Genomic DNA, 14,391 nt, shown 5'->3' on the forward strand with positions numbered 1-14,391 from the left:
GTTACGGTGTGACGGTCTGTAGGCCAGGGTTCAGGAGCCCGAACGCCAGCCCCGACAGCAGCAGGGAGAGGCCGGCGACAAACAGGATAGACTGGAGCCAGTTGCGGGAGGAACTGCCGTGGTCACCGCCGACGAGCCAGCCGTAGACCGCGTCGGCTTTCGCACCGATCGGATCGGGAAACGCGGAGAGTACTTCGAACGGCTCGGCCGGCTCGAGCGCGCCGACGAGCAGGGCGAACGCGACGAAGATGGCGAAGCCCACCGGCGGGACGACCGCGAGCGCGAGCCACGGGTTCGCGATCGCGGCCGAGAGCGCCACGATCGGCACGGCCGCGAGGACGGTCGTCAGGACCGCACGGCCGAGTCGCGCGTCCGAGAGGGGGTCGAAACCGACGCGGCGGGCGCTCCAGCAGTGACAGACGAACATCGAACCGTAGCCGACGCTGGTGGCGACGGCCGCCCCGCTCATCCCGTATCGCGGAATGAGGACGAGATTGAGTCCCAGATTGATCACGGCCGCGACGCCGGTTGCGGCGACCGGGTAGCGGAGCGTCCCTTCGCCCTGGGAGATCGCGAGGATCGGCCGTGCGAGCGAGAACCCGAGCGCCCCCGGGAGCAACAACAGCAGGGGTGTTATCGCCGGCTCGGCCTCGGGGCCGAAGTAGATCGGGACGGCAACGTCCGCCAGCGCGGCGAGCCCGACCGCCATGACGGCGGTCAGCAGGAACGTATAGCGCGTCGTCCGGGATGCAAGCTCCGAGATCTCTCCGAACCGGTTTTGCGACCACAGCTCCGACGTGGAGTGGACGAACACCGTCTGGATCGCCATCGGGACGAACCAGAGGAACTCGGCGAGCGTCAGCGCCGCCCGGTAGTTGCCGACCGCCGCATCCGCCCGGAACCGGTGGAGCATGACGATGTCGATGTGATACAGCGACATCAGCAGGAACACCAGCACGATGCTCATCGAGTTGAACGTGAGCAACTGCGTCCGGGGGAACCGCGTCGGTGGGCGGCGAAGCGTACACGATAGCGGGATCCGGCGGTGAACGAGGGCGAGTCCGATGACGGCGACGAGCGTGCTCGCGACCAGATGGCCCGCGAGCGCCCCCAGCACGCCGACGCCGGCGTATGTCAGCGGGATCGCGACCGCGACGAAGCCGACCTTGTCGACGATCTTCAGCGGCTCCGAGTAGCGCTCGAGGCCAAACCCCATGAGCGTCTTGCGGGCGTAATCGCGGAACTGCGCCGTGACGACGAGCGCGGCGAGCACGTAGAAGTAGCCCGACAGTTCGGCGCCGAACGCGCGGCCGACGAGTCCGACCCACGTCGCCAGCACCAGCAACAGCGCGCCGAGGACCGAGAGGAGGACCGCCAGCCGGAAGTAAAAGCCGACGACGTGTTCGCTCCAGTTCGCCGCGGCGCGGTCTTCCGCCAGGAACTTCCGGACGCCATCGGTGATACCGGAGCTGACGAAGATCATGTAGATCGCGAAGATCGACAGCAGGAACGCGTACTCGCCGAACGCCGATGCGCCGAGGAACCGATAGAGGAGCGGCGTCGAGAGGGCCGTGACGACGAGCACGATGAGTTTCGCGCTGACGACCGAGACGACGCCGCTCGCGATACTTCTGTTCACGATTGTTTCCTGTAACGTTCGAGCCGATGGTCGGCAGACCCTATCGACGACGTTCGTTTACCATCCGGCGGACTCACTGTACCGAGACGAGACGACTGGGAGGCGTTATTATACGGGGGTTAAACGGGACGACAAGCTGATTCGACCGGGAGGGCCGAGCGGATAGCGGGTGTCGATGACGCCGCTCGAGGTCGGCTATTCGTACGTGTTCGCCCAGGTCGTGACGTCGGTTGCACCGAGGTCGCGGATCCCCTGGGCCAGTCTGTTCTTCTTGAACGCCGGACCCGTCGACGAGGCGTAGAGACAGACGGCCTCGCGTCCGCTGGAGGACTCGAGCGCCGAATCGCGAACGAGCGCGTTCGCACCGATGTCGATGTACGGGTGTTGGCTGGCGCGCAGATTACTCTCGTAGACCGTGAGCTCGTTGGCCGTGTTGACGATGGCGTTTCGGTTCACGCCGCTGCGCCCGGGCTGTTCGATGTCGACGTAGTTGAAGCGACAGTTGTTGCGTTCACAGCGAATCCCGTCGCGGAAGCCGCCGGCGTCGCCCGCCGCTCCCGTGATCGTGACGTGTTCGGCGAGGATACGGTCGGTCCGGTCGCTGTCTTGAATCCAGAACGGATAGCCGCCCGCCGTTTCGTGGGCGATCGTCGTGTCGGCGATCGTCGCTTCCCCACAGTCGGGCGAGAGAACGATCCCGTGGTTTACGTCCTCGCCCTGAAGCTCGAGGCGGGTGTTCTCGATACGGGCGCTTTCGCAGGTGTTCATCACCGATATTGCGTGACTCGTCGGCTCCGGTTCGGTGATCGTCACTGCGGCACCGTGGATCGTGATGTTGCGCCCGTTCTCGATCCGGATGCCGCGCTGGGACCGGTCTTCTGGCCGGGTCGAATCGACCTCGACCGTCGGCCACCGGATCTCGCTGCCGTTGCCGCCGACGCGGACGTTCGCGCCGTTGCTGTTTCGATACAGCCCGCCGTGGACGATGATCTTTCCGTTACCGTTGGCCGCGTAGAGGCCGTTATCCGGGAACGCGCCGAGCCAGCAGTGCCTGAACTCGAGGGTCCCCTCGTTTTGGTTCGCCACGATGCCGATCGGCCCGCGCCAGCGGTCGCCCGCGGTCGGCGTATCGTTGATCCACGCACCGCCGTCCGGCGCACGGAACTGGTCGACGAGGCCGGTCCCGTCCGGGTCGGTGACGTTGAACATTCCCGGCCCCCAGGTGCCGCTATCGTGTTGGCCGTGAATCGTTACGTCGCGTACCTCGAGGCGTTCTGCGGCGTATGCTTCGATGGTTCTGATCCCCGTATCTGGGGCCGTCTGATCGACATCGAACCCCTCGAAACGGATGCGGTCGCCGGGACTATAGGAGACGCCAAGGCGGAAGAGTCGGTACTGCGGTCCGGCGAAGTCGTAGTAGTTCGCCGGCACGAGCGTGGCGTTCTCCCCGACGACGCCGAAGTTCTCGAACCCGGTGAACCGGAACTGTTCGTCCATGTAATATCGCCCCTCGGGGAACACGAGCAGGGTGTCGTCGTCCCGGAGTTCCTCGAGAACCGGCGTAATCGGCTCGTTGCCGGTCGCGTCTGCCCCCACGTCGGTCACGTCGACGACGGTCGAATACTCGTCGTAGTAGTGGCCGTAGGGCTCCGACGACGCGCTCGCGGTCGACGTAAGTCCCATACCGGCGGCACACGCGGCGACGGTCCCCTGTAAGAAGGTGCGTCTCGATCCCGTTCCGGCAGACGAATCACCGTTCGGTGGCCGGCCGTCTCCCCGAGGGGCCTGCCGAGAACCGCGAGAACTGCCTCGATTCGAGTGTGTCATACCACTTCGTTCCGACATTGAAATTCAGTTCCTTCTGACTAATGAAGGCGTTCAGTATCTATGGATTCGGATGGCAAGCTTTTAAGAGCGGACGGGGATCACCCCATTCGAGCGGCCGCCGATCCGGGAGCACCGTCGGTCTCGCCACTCGTTACAGACGGTGCACAAGTCGGACCGATAGCGACGCCGCCACGAGCCGTTCGAGACGACTGTTCGGCTTCCGAACAACAGCCGGTAGTCGCCTCGTGCGGGTTGGATCGCCGGTGCCTGCGCGAAGATCACCTGCGTTTGGCAGGCAATCGATCGTTCTCGAGCGTCGCCGCGATCAGTTCGGAGATGGCACGGCGAAGTCGCTGTGAGACCGCCGAGTCGGAAACTCCGAGTCGGTTGGCGAGATCGTCCTGCGTGGCGCTTCGCGGGACCTGAAAGTAGCCGGCGTAGTAGGCCATCGTGAGGATTTCGTGTTGACGGTCGGTCAGGAAGTAGGTCTGGTCGTCCGACACCGACGAGTCGTACAACTGGGTGACGCGAAACGAGATGTCGCGGTCGCGACAGTGCAGCCGGAACGCGGAGAGTGCGTCCCGATCCGGCAGGTGAACTCGTGCCACCCAGCCGCCGTCGTCGCTGGTGATCGTGAAGACGAACAATCCGTGGTCGGCACACTGGCTGGGGACGATCTCGAGGTCGGTGTCGACGACGACGCGGTAGATCGCCCGGTTGTCGAAGGTGGCGATGCGGGTCGGCTCCGAGACGGTCGGGTCCGCCGCCATCGCCGCCTCGAGCGTCGGGTAGTCGTCGCCGAACGCCGACACGAACTGCAGGCGTCGGTCGTCGTGGGTCGTCCCGTACTCGTATCTCAGCGTCATGCCGGAACGACGCTCGATAGTCGGTACCAGCGGCAAGTCGTCGTGTACCAGATGAACTTCTGCGATGAATCCCATTGCGATGTCGAGAGCTACGCTGTCCTCGGAGCGGTCGGCCCATACTTATAGCGCGGGTAAGAAACGGTTGCAGTGACTCGAAACGGTCTCGCTCAGTTCATATAGCCGAGATCGGCCAGCCGGTTCGTTACCGTCTCGTCCGTCGCCGGCCGCTCAGCTTCGTCGCCGTCGTAGGCCGGATAGGTGATCGGATCGACCGGATCGACGACTGGGACGAGGCTGCCGTCCATGCGGTCGCTGTAGGGGACCCCCATCGCGGCCATGATCGTCGGTGCGACATCGAAGAGATGTGCTCGCTCGAGCGGAGCGTCGTCGTCGATTCCGTCGCCCGCCGCGACGAAGACACCGTCGAGTTTGTGGTTCCAGGGCTCGGCCGGGCCGAAGTAGTCGCCGTCGACCAGTTGCTCGGAGAGCGTGTGTTCGAAGTCAGCGGGGATCGTGACGATGTCGACGGTCGCGTCGATCTCGTCGCCGTGGAAGTACTGTTCGCGCGGCGCGACCGTCTCGAAGAACGGCTCGCCGTCGGGCGTTTCGACGGCCTGCAGCCGCCGGATGAGGTCTTCGCGAAGCTGGTCGTAGGCGTCCTGACGGACGACGCCCTCGGGGTCACGCCCCTCGAGGTTGATCCGAACGCCGAGTTCTGTTCGGGCCCGAACGTACGCTTCCGAGGCGGCGAAGTCGACCTGCTCGTTCGCCGTCCGGGTGACGCCGCCGGGCGCGTACTCCCTCGCCAGGTCGGCCAGTCCGACCCGCTCCAAGGCCGTCCGGATGCGACGGGCGGTGATGCCACACCGGGCAGCGACCGACGCCGCGCGTGCGACCGCGCCCGGTTCCCAGGTGTCGACCTGCTCGCCCTCGCGGAGCCGCCGGCGCATCGGCGTCCACGACGGCATCCCCTTGCCGCCGGTCGTCGTTTCGATGTAGCCCTCGTCGCGGAGGAACTCGTTGATTCGGAACTCGTAGCCGTCGTAGGGTCCCATTCCGTGGTCGCTGACGAGGAAAACGCGATCCGGATCGCAGGCCGCGAGAATCTCGTCGATCTGTTCGTCGGTCGCCTCGTAGACGCGGTCGACGTGTCGCTGTTCGCCGCTGAACTCGTGAAAGACGGTGTCGGTCTTCTGGAACTGCACGAACCCGAAGTCGGGCCGGAACTCGTCGACGAGGTAGCGAAAGGCCTCGCCGCGCATCCCCACGAGGTTCCTGTACTCGTCGATCTTCGCGGCGTCGGACAGCGAGTCGTCGTCGCGCGTATACGCCGGATAGACCCGATATTCGCCGATCGCCTCGCGGACATCGTCTAACAGCCCCTCGGGGTGACAGGGCGGGTCTTCGGGCCCGAGAAAGCCCGGAATGATGGCCCCGTCGAACTCGTCCGGCGGGTGGGTGACCGGGGCGTTGACGACGACGCTCGAGCGGTCGTGGCGATCCAGCAGCGTCCACAGCGGGTGCTCGCGGACATCGTCATTGCTCGTCACGTGCCAGTCGTAGCCGTCGTAGCCGACGAAACCGACGACGCCGTGTTTGCCGGGGTTGACGCCCGTGTAGATCGAGGGCCAGGCGCTCGGCGTCCAAGGCGGAATCTGTGACTCGAGGGGAGCGCTCACGCCCTCCGAGCAGAGCCGCTCGATGGTCGGGATACGGTCGGCTTCGAACAGCCGCTCGAAGACGGGAAGACACCCTGCATCGATACCGATGAGCAGCGTGTCGAGTCCGTCCCAGTCGCTCGCGGTCCGTTCGGTCGATGCAGCGTCGTCGCGGCGAAACGTCCGAGTCATCGTTCCTGCGTCATGTGTGTAATCGGTGTTCCCGTTCCCGCTGCCGACGCGGCGCGACAGCGGTGCGTTCGTTGCACCACGTCTCTACGTCCCGCGAGCGCGACGAAACACTTCATTATCGATCCGATAAATCGTTCCGTCGCACTGAATCGACGGGTACAGGCACTGACGACCGATGCGAGCGGGGCGGGCCGATACCGGTCGTCGGTCGGTCACGGCCGATCCGGTGCGAGCAGATCGGCGTCTCGGTCCGACTCCCGCTCCGGGTTCGAACCCGCAGCGATCGCGTCCTCGAGCACGTCGACGGCGTCGGCTTCCAGTCGCTCGGCCCGCGTCGCGGTTCGCGCTTCGGCCGTGACGCGGACGAGCGGCTCGGTGCCGCTCGCGCGCAGGAGGAACCAGCCGTCCTCGAGGTCGACGTAGACGCCGTCGAGCGCGTCGATGTCGTCGTACCGCTCGCGAACGCGGTCGCGAACCCGGTCCATCACGGCATTTTTGTCCGCGACCTCGAGCGACGTGCGGCGGATCGGATGGGTCTCGACGCTCGCGACGAGCGCGGACAGCGGTCCCCGATCGGCGACGAGTTCGGCGAGCTTGCACGCGGCGAGCGGGCCGTCCGGGCAGGGCGTTTCGTCCGGCCAGATCCACGCGCCGCTGGGTTCGCCGCCGAAAACCACGTCAGACCGTGCGGCGCGGTCGGCCACGAAGCCGTCGCCGACCCGCGTTCGCGTCACCGACGCGCCGACCGCCGCGAGCGCGTCGTCGACGGCCATGCTCGTCCCGACCGGCGCGGCGACGGTGTCGCCGTCGCTCGCGGCTTCACGGGCGAACAGCGCGAGGAGCGCGTCTTTGGGGACGAACGCACCCGTTTCGTCGACGGCCTGCATCCGGTCTGCGTCGCCGTCGTGGGCGATCCCGAGGTCGGCGTCGGTCGCTGCGACGAGCGCCGAGAGGTCGCCGAGCGTCTCTCGGGTCGGCTCGCTCGGCCTGCCGGGAAACGCGCCGTCCCGTTGGCCGTTCAGCGTCGTGACCTCGCAGCCGAGATCGGAGAGAACACCTGCGGTGAGCCCACCGGTCCCGTTGCCGATATCGACGACGATGCTCGGCGGGTCCGCTACCGTGACCGCTTCGCGCAGTGCCGCCGCGTGGCGATCGGTCGCGTCCGCCAGTGGCTCGCTCGAGCCCTGTTCGTCCCACGACTGCAGGTCGTACTCGTCGTCGCCGACCCGCGATTCGATGGCGGCCAGCCGCTCGGGGCCGAACGCCTTCCCCGACGCCGACCAGAGTTTGATCCCGTTGTCCGGTGCGGGGTTGTGCGAAGCGGTGACGACGACGCCAGCGTCCGCGTCCGTCCGCGCGACGGCTCGAGCGATCGTCGGCGTCGACGCGACTCCGGCCTCGAGGACGTCCGCGCCGCACTCGCGGAGGCCGGCGGTGAGCGCGTCGACCAGCACCGCTCCGCTCTTTCGAACGTCTCGTCCGACGACGACGCAGTCGTAGTCCTCCGAGGCGACGGCACGACCGACCGAGAGCGCGAGGGCGGCCGTCACTTCCGAGCCGACGGGACCACGGATACCGCTGGTTCCGAACATAGCGAGTATCGGCGACGACGCGGGGATTATTATGCAGTCGTTAGACCGAGACGGGTGCCGTCTTTCGACACGCCCTCGAACCGCCAACCCGGTGGAGAGCCCTCGATACCCCTCGAGCCCGTCGTGTCGCCCGATACGGTGGCATCCGAGATAGCGGCAGGGCTGTCCGACAGGCGCGAGTACGGGTACGTGTTGCTCGCTATCGAGTTTTTATGCGCCCGCCCGTTCTTTTTCCGTCCGATGACAGACGCAGTCGAAGACTATCGGGAGGCGACCGAGTCGGACGAGCAGCGAGACGACGCCCATCTGGACGATATCGAGGAAGGTGCCGGCTGCACGGAAATCTGGGAACACCTCGCCGAGAAGCGCGCCGAGTGAGGCGGCCGACTTCGGTTCGCCGATTCGAGCGCTCGCCGATATCGCGGCGGCGTGACGGGAGTTTTATGCTCGAGAAGCCGACACCTGTCGGCACAGGATGCAAACGACCGTCGGGCGGGAAGCGGAGCGCGGGATCCGGTATGCTATTCTCGCCGTCTTCGTCGTCGGCGTTCGCCGGCGGAATCCGGGCGCAGTCGTGAACGCAGTCGTCGCCCTCGCGGCGACGTATCTCCCCGGCGTGGCCGAACGACGGTACGACATCGAGTTCCAAGCCTGGCAGCGCGTCTATCTCCAGAGCGCGATGCTCACCCACGCCGTCGGTATGCTCGGCCCCTACGACGATGTCTGGTGGTGGGACCACCTCACGCACACCCACTCGGCGACGCTGCTCGGCGGCGCCGTCTTCGCGGCGGCCCGTCGCCGCGGCCGCGATCCCCGCCCGCGGGTCGTCGCGATCGTCGCCGTTGCCGGCGTGCTCTGGGAGATCGGCGAGTACGTCGTCCACACGGTCGCCGACTGGGTCGGCCTCGAGCCGCTGCTCGTCACCTACGGGCGGGCCGACACGCTGTTCGACCTCGTCTTCGATCTCGTCGGCGCGTTGCTCGTCCTCGTCTTCGGCGATCGCGTCCTCGGCAACCTCGAGCCGGCCGAGTAGCGACCGGTCCCGTCGCGAGGGGCGGCTTATTCGGACCGCTGTTCCTCGTTCGCGAGCGCGGCCCGACGAAGTCGCTCGCCCTTCTCGGTGCTGACCGTCAGGCTGGGCACGGTCGTCGGCTCGTTGTCGTCGTCGATCGCGACGTAGACGAAGTACGACTCCGTCGTCTGCTCGCGCTCGCGCGTCCGCAGGTCCTCGCGCTCGGTGAGCAGCCGCACCTTCACGCTCGAGGTGCCCGCGTCGTAGACGTAGGCGGTGATGTAGGCCGTGTCGCCCACGGCGATCGACCGCTCGAAGTTCATGCTTTCGACCCGAGCGGTGACGCAGGTCTCGCCCGAAAACCGCATGGCAGACATCGCCCCGACCTCGTCCATCCACTTCATGACGTTGCCGCCGTGGGCCGTCTCGAGCATGTTGGCGTGGTTGGGCTGGACCATCTCGCGGTTCTCGACGATCGTCTCCGTGAGATCCGTCATTGCGCGACGTTTCCTCACACCGGCAATCAGTCTTGCTTTCGGCGCGTTCCCCATCTCGCCTACGCGGCGGTCATCGGAGCCCTTCTGACCGCCTCCTCGCTGGCCTTCCCCCGGCGCGTCCACCGATACCGGCTCGCTCCCCGGCCGCCGTCCGATAGCGCAGCGGCGCGTCCGCCGCTCAACCCACCGTCGGCGGAGCGACCCCGCTCGAGTCGAAGTATTTTACGTCGGTTCCGGGTCCGATACTGGTAAAAGTCGCCGCCGAGTTGATCGGGTAATGAGCGATGCAGGCGAGGCCGACGTGCCGGAGCCGCCAGCCCCACCCGACCGCGACCGCGGCTCCGTCGAAGTCCTCGGAACGGCACACGTCTCGCAGGCGAGCGTCGACGAAGTACGAGAAACGATCGAACGGGAGCGGCCGGACGTCGTCGCCGTCGAACTCGACGAGGGCCGCTACCGTCAGATGCAAGGCGGAACGCCCGACGACATCGAGGCGGAGGATCTCCTCTCGGGCAACACCGTCTTCCAGTTTCTGGCCTACTGGATGCTGTCGTACGTCCAGTCCCGACTCGGCGATCAGTTCGACATCGAACCCGGAGCCGACATGCGCGCCGCGATCGAGGCCGCCGAGGAACACGGCAGCGGCGTCGCGCTGGTCGATCGCGACATCCAGATCACGATCCAGCGGTTCTGGCGGCGCCTCTCCGTCACCGAGAAGCTGAAGATGATCGGCGGGCTCGCGCTGGGGATCACCGATCCCCGGACGATCGGGCTCACCTTCGGTGCGATCGGCGGGATCGTCGTCGGCTTCCTCGTCGGCGCGTTTCTCGCTCCCTTGCTCGGATTCGGCGATCTCCTGCTGGTCGGCGTCACCGCGCCGACGACGTTACAGTACGTCGGCGGCGGCGCGATCGGCGCGCTCGTCGGCGCGTTCGTCGGGTTGCTCTTTCTCCCGCCCCTCGAGTCCGCCGGGCGATACACCGGTGGCTATCTCTCCGGGTTCTCGATACGAGTCCTCGCCGGCGTGGGACTCGGGATCGCCGGCTGTCTCGCGCTGGTCGCGACCGACACCTTCGTCGGTCCGTTCACGGCGGGTGCCGCCGAGAGTGCCGGTATCTACGCGGTTCGGGGAACGACCGGCGTCCTCGCCGGGCTCGGGGTCGGCGTCTCGATCGGGGCCGTTCTCGGCCTCTTCCTCGAGGCCGTCGGCGGCGACGTCGAGGAGATCGACGAGATCGACATCGAAGAGATGACCGACGGCGACGTCGTCGCCGCCATGATGGAGGAGTTCCGCCGCTTCAGCCCGCGGGGCGCGAACGCGCTGATCGACGAGCGCGACGCCTACATCGCACACAACCTCCACGAGCTCCGCGAGCAGGGGTACGACGTGCTCGCCGTCGTCGGCGCGGGCCACAAGGCCGGCATCGAGCGCCACCTGCAGAATCCGGCCAATATTCCGTCGCTCGAGTCGCTGTCGGGTACGGCCTCCAGCCGCAGATTCTCGCCGCTGAAGATCGTCGGCTACCTGATCATGGTCGGCTTCCTGGCGTTTTTCTTCCTGCTGATTATGGCGGGAGTTCAGAACACGTTCCTGCTGAAGCTGTTCGTCGCCTGGTTCCTGTTCAACGGGATCTTCGCGTTCACGCTGGCGCGGCTGGCCGGCGCGCGCTGGACCAGCGCGGGCGTCGGCGGCGCGATCGCCTGGCTGACGAGCATCAACCCGCTGCTCGCGCCCGGCTGGTTCGCCGGCTACGTCGAACTCAAACACCGGCCGGTCAACGTTCGCGACATCCAGACGCTAAACGAGATCGTCGGCGACACTGAACGGCCGATCGACGAAGCCATCGGGGCGATGTTCGACGTGCCGCTGTTCCGGCTCATCATGATCGTTGCGCTGACGAACATCGGGAGCATGATCGCGACGGCGCTGTTCCCGTTCGTCGTGTTGCCGTGGCTCGCCCCCGAGATCGGCGGCGTCGACGCGCTCATGGGCGAACTGCTGCAGGGCGCGAGAAACAGCCTCGAGCTCCTCCGGGGACTGCTATGAGCTACCGACCCCAGCAGCAATCCGAGTCGGAACTCCAGTTCAGCGACCGGGAGCTTCGCGACCTGGCCATCGCGTGGCTCACGCTCAGCGTCGCCTTCGCGCTGCTGTTCGCGCCGGTCCACATGGGCGAGAGCGTCGGCTTCTTTCTGACGATGGTCGCGTTGAGCCTCGTCACGGTCGGCGTGTCCTTCCTGCTCCACGAGATCGCACACAAGATGGTCGCGATCGAGTTCGGCCAGCTCGCCGAGTTCCGCGCGGACTACCAGATGCTCTTCCTCGCGATCATGGGCGCGTTGATCGGATTTCTGGTCGCCGCGCCGGGTGCCGTCTACCACCGCGGCCAGATCACGACGCGGGAGAACGGGCTAATCGCGCTCGCGGGGCCGGTGACGAACCTCTTTCTCGCGCTGCTTTTCCTCCCGCTGATGATCTTTCCCGGCGTGTTGGGAGTCGTCGGCCAGATGGGGATCTGGATCAACTTCTTCCTCGCGGCGTTCAACATGATCCCCTTCGGCCCGCTGGACGGCAAGTCCGTCCTCGAGTGGCACAAGGGCGTCTTCGCGCTGGTCTTCGTCCCGAGCGTGGCGCTCGCGGCGTTCGTGATCTTCCGCGTCGGGCTGTTCTGACGAGTTCGTCGCCGCACCGTCGTCTCCGCCGGACCGGTGACCTTTTGCTCACCCCGAGAGGTCGTTCAGACATGACCGATCCAGCGACCGATGCGGACGACGAACGGCTCACCTACGCCGAGACCGGCGTCGACATCGAGGCCAGCGAGGACGCGACCGCGGCGCTGCTCGAGGCCTTCGGCAGCGACCTGCGGACCGAGTATGCCGGCCTGATCGACATCGGCGACCGGTACCTGGCGCTGGCAACCGACGGCGTCGGCACGAAGCTGCTCGTCGCAGAAGCGATCGAGGACTTCTCGACGATCGGCATCGACTGCATCGCGATGAACGTCAACGATCTCGTTGCGGCCGGCGTCGAACCCGTCGCGTTCGTCGATTACCTGGCGATCGACGAACCCGACGAGGAGCTGACCAACCAGATCGGCGAGGGGCTTGCGGTGGGGTTAGAACAAGCCGACCTCACGATGCTCGGCGGCGAGACGGCGGTGATGCCCGAGGTCGTGAAAGGGTTCGACCTGGCCGGGACCTGCGCCGGGCTGGCGGAGAAAGACGACATCCTCGAGGGCGAGGCCGAAGTCGGCGACGCGCTCGTCGGCTTCCCCTCGAACGGCATCCACTCGAACGGCCTGACGCTGGCCCGTGAGGCCGCGACGCGGGAGCACGACTACACCGATCCGTTCCCGCTGGCCCCCGAGCGGACGATCGGCGAGGAACTGCTGCGCCCGACCCGGATCTACACCGATCTGCTCGAGCCGATGCGCGACCACGGCGTCCGCGCCGCGGCCCACGTCACGGGCGGCGGCTGGACGAACCTGCTGCGGATGGGCGAGCGCAAGTACACGATAGAAGATCCGCTGCCGGCCCAGCCGGTCTTCGAGTTCGTACAGGAGGAGGGCAACGTCACCGACGCGGAGATGCACCGCACGTTCAACATGGGAACCGGCTTCGTCGTCGCGGTGCCCGAGGAACGGGCCGACGACCTCGTCGCGGAAACGGACGGACGGGTCATCGGCCGCGTCGAAGACGGGAACTCGGTCGAAATCCGCGGCCTCTCGCTGTCCTAACGTTCGGTCGCCGACCGCATCGCGTCGTACTCCGCGTCGCTGTAAGCGATCAGGCGAACGTCCGCGAGCGTTTCCGGCTCGTAGTTCCGGACCTCCTCGCCGATGATCTCGGCACCGTCCATCAAGTCGAAGCCGGCGACGCCACAGCCCAACGCCGGGACGACGATCGACTCACAGCCGAGGTCGTCGGCCCGCTCGAGCGCGTTGCGGGTTGCATCGCGGATGCTCTCCGCCGTAGCCTGGCCGTCTCCGTAGTGGGGCATCGCCGCGGCGTGGATGACGTACTCGGCCTCGAGGTCGTAGGCGTCGGTGACCGCGACGGCACCGAGGTCGATTGGCCCCTTCTCCATCGCGGCGTCGTTGATCTCCTCGCCCGCGCCGCGACGGAGCGCGCCGGCGACGCCCGACCCCATTCGGAGGCTCGTGCCGGCGGCGTTGACGAGCGCGTCGGCGGACTGGTCGGCGATGTCGCCCTGAACGAAGCCGTACTCCATACGCGGAGCTTCCGGAGCGAGCACAAAGAACCTGACCGTGACGACCGATCGTCGGGGTGAGGGTTAGTCGGCGCGGACCCACTCGTCGCTGGCGGGAGGGATCGCGATATCGGTGTTTGCGACGCCGTAGAATTTCTCGCGGCCGATCGGCGTTCGGAGCCGCAGGACGCAGGTGTAGTTGGTTACCTCGAACGCGGTCACCGACCGCATGGAGCGTCGATGTGCGAGTTCGAAGCGCCGCGTTGCATCCGCTTCGACCGTCACGCGATTGCCGAGGGACCAGCTCAACGATTCGACGCGACTGGTATCGATGTCGAACAGCCGCGCGACCAGCTCCCGTCCTCGCCACCGACCGTTCGCACCCTGTGACCGGTTCTCGTGTGAACGCATATGATGATCGTTTCGGTCAATCGGGAAAAATGATACTATCTTCGTGAGCACTCGAGCGCTAGCACGCAGTGGCCCTCGTGGTCGAACTCTCGGTGAGTCGCTCACGGGGAGGCCGTCTCACCGATAAGGGCACGCTCCTGTTCCGGCCAGTCGCTCGAGCGACCGTTCTCGGGATCTTAGGCGGACCAAAACCTTTTTAGAATTAGGCCCACCTAACTTCTCTTGATGGAAGCACCCGCCCGCAGGGAGGATCGCAAATTCGAAGGTGAACCCGACGAACCGGCCGTGACCGTGACGAGCCACGAAACCCGTCCCGGAAAGATCGTCTTTACCGAACGCGACAACAGCGACGGCTGGATCGCGACGGATCTCGCCGTCCAACTCGAGCGCTGACCGGGCCCGACTCTCACGATCGACTCGTCTCAGTGCCGACCGTGAACTGTCGATAGCTATCTTCTCCGGCCGAAAAATCGTCTTCGCATCTGCG

At 66.4% G+C, this 14,391-nt stretch carries 14 protein-coding genes; 6 read left to right on the forward strand and 8 right to left on the reverse strand.

The annotated features are described in order from the left end of the window. Position 1: 1 nt before the first annotated feature. From NKH51_RS03275 to glmM, 5 genes are all read right to left on the reverse strand, one after another. Positions 2-1,639 (reverse strand): flippase, encoded by a 1,638-nt coding sequence (locus NKH51_RS03275; protein ID WP_254763822.1) that lies wholly within the window; start codon positions 1,637-1,639, stop codon positions 2-4. A 195-nt stretch (positions 1,640-1,834) separates the two neighbouring features. Continuing rightward, positions 1,835-3,322, reverse strand: coding sequence for a right-handed parallel beta-helix repeat-containing protein (locus tag NKH51_RS03280; RefSeq protein WP_254763823.1), 1,488 nt, complete (start codon positions 3,320-3,322; stop codon positions 1,835-1,837). 422 nt (positions 3,323-3,744) lie between these two features. Continuing rightward, positions 3,745-4,407, reverse strand: a complete 663-nt coding sequence (locus tag NKH51_RS03285; protein ID WP_254763824.1) for a helix-turn-helix domain-containing protein — start codon at positions 4,405-4,407, stop codon at positions 3,745-3,747. Positions 4,408-4,499: 92 nt separating this feature from the next. Then, positions 4,500-6,182, reverse strand: coding sequence for an alkaline phosphatase family protein (locus tag NKH51_RS03290; RefSeq protein ID WP_254763825.1), 1,683 nt, complete (start codon positions 6,180-6,182; stop codon positions 4,500-4,502). A gap of 212 nt (positions 6,183-6,394) precedes the next feature. After that, entirely contained in the window at positions 6,395-7,774 is a 1,380-nt protein-coding gene (glmM, locus tag NKH51_RS03295) for a phosphoglucosamine mutase (RefSeq protein ID WP_254763826.1), read from the reverse strand. A gap of 240 nt (positions 7,775-8,014) precedes the next feature. On the opposite strand from glmM, the gene NKH51_RS03300 reads away from it, so the two are divergent. Continuing rightward, complete coding sequence (locus NKH51_RS03300) at positions 8,015-8,152, forward strand: hypothetical protein (RefSeq protein WP_254763827.1); 138 nt, start codon at positions 8,015-8,017, stop codon at positions 8,150-8,152. Between the two features lie 97 nt (positions 8,153-8,249). Next, positions 8,250-8,807 carry a DUF2238 domain-containing protein gene (locus NKH51_RS03305; protein WP_254763828.1) on the forward strand — a complete coding sequence of 186 codons (558 nt, stop codon included), beginning with the start codon at positions 8,250-8,252 and terminating at the stop codon, positions 8,805-8,807. 26 nt (positions 8,808-8,833) lie between these two features. Here the strand turns inward: NKH51_RS03305 and NKH51_RS03310 are convergent, their stop codons facing one another. Next, the gene (locus NKH51_RS03310; protein ID WP_254763829.1) at positions 8,834-9,283 is read right to left on the reverse strand and encodes an acyl-CoA thioesterase; all 450 of its coding nucleotides are present in this window, start codon (positions 9,281-9,283) and stop codon (positions 8,834-8,836) included. A gap of 277 nt (positions 9,284-9,560) precedes the next feature. Here NKH51_RS03310 and NKH51_RS03315 point away from each other — a divergent pair, with 277 nt between their 5' ends. From NKH51_RS03315 to purM, 3 genes are all read left to right on the forward strand, one after another. Beyond that, complete coding sequence (locus tag NKH51_RS03315) at positions 9,561-11,330, forward strand: TraB/GumN family protein (protein WP_254763830.1); 1,770 nt, start codon at positions 9,561-9,563, stop codon at positions 11,328-11,330. Further along, positions 11,327-11,956, forward strand: a complete 630-nt coding sequence (locus tag NKH51_RS03320; RefSeq protein WP_254763831.1) for a metalloprotease — start codon at positions 11,327-11,329, stop codon at positions 11,954-11,956. The genes NKH51_RS03315 and NKH51_RS03320 overlap by 4 nt, the downstream gene beginning before the upstream one ends. A 71-nt stretch (positions 11,957-12,027) precedes the next feature. Next, positions 12,028-13,020 (forward strand): phosphoribosylformylglycinamidine cyclo-ligase, encoded by a 993-nt coding sequence (gene purM, locus NKH51_RS03325; protein WP_254763832.1) that lies wholly within the window; start codon positions 12,028-12,030, stop codon positions 13,018-13,020. Here purM and NKH51_RS03330 read toward each other — a convergent pair. Together NKH51_RS03330 and NKH51_RS03335 are read right to left on the reverse strand one after the other, a co-directional pair. Further along, complete coding sequence (locus NKH51_RS03330) at positions 13,017-13,514, reverse strand: macro domain-containing protein (protein ID WP_254763833.1); 498 nt, start codon at positions 13,512-13,514, stop codon at positions 13,017-13,019. The two genes, purM and NKH51_RS03330, sit on opposite strands and share 4 nt — an antisense overlap. 63 nt (positions 13,515-13,577) lie before the next feature. Continuing rightward, positions 13,578-13,904 (reverse strand): hypothetical protein, encoded by a 327-nt coding sequence (locus tag NKH51_RS03335; protein ID WP_254763834.1) that lies wholly within the window; start codon positions 13,902-13,904, stop codon positions 13,578-13,580. Positions 13,905-14,129: 225 nt separating this feature from the next. Here NKH51_RS03335 and NKH51_RS03340 point away from each other — a divergent pair, with 225 nt between their 5' ends. Continuing rightward, positions 14,130-14,297: a DUF7331 family protein gene (locus tag NKH51_RS03340; protein ID WP_254763835.1), complete on the forward strand. Its 168-nt coding sequence runs from the start codon at positions 14,130-14,132 to the stop codon at positions 14,295-14,297. Positions 14,298-14,391 lie beyond the last annotated feature (94 nt).

Origin of the sequence: Natrinema marinum, assembly GCF_024296685.1 — an archaeon.
Classification (GTDB): Archaea; Halobacteriota; Halobacteria; order Halobacteriales; family Natrialbaceae; genus Natrinema; species Natrinema marinum.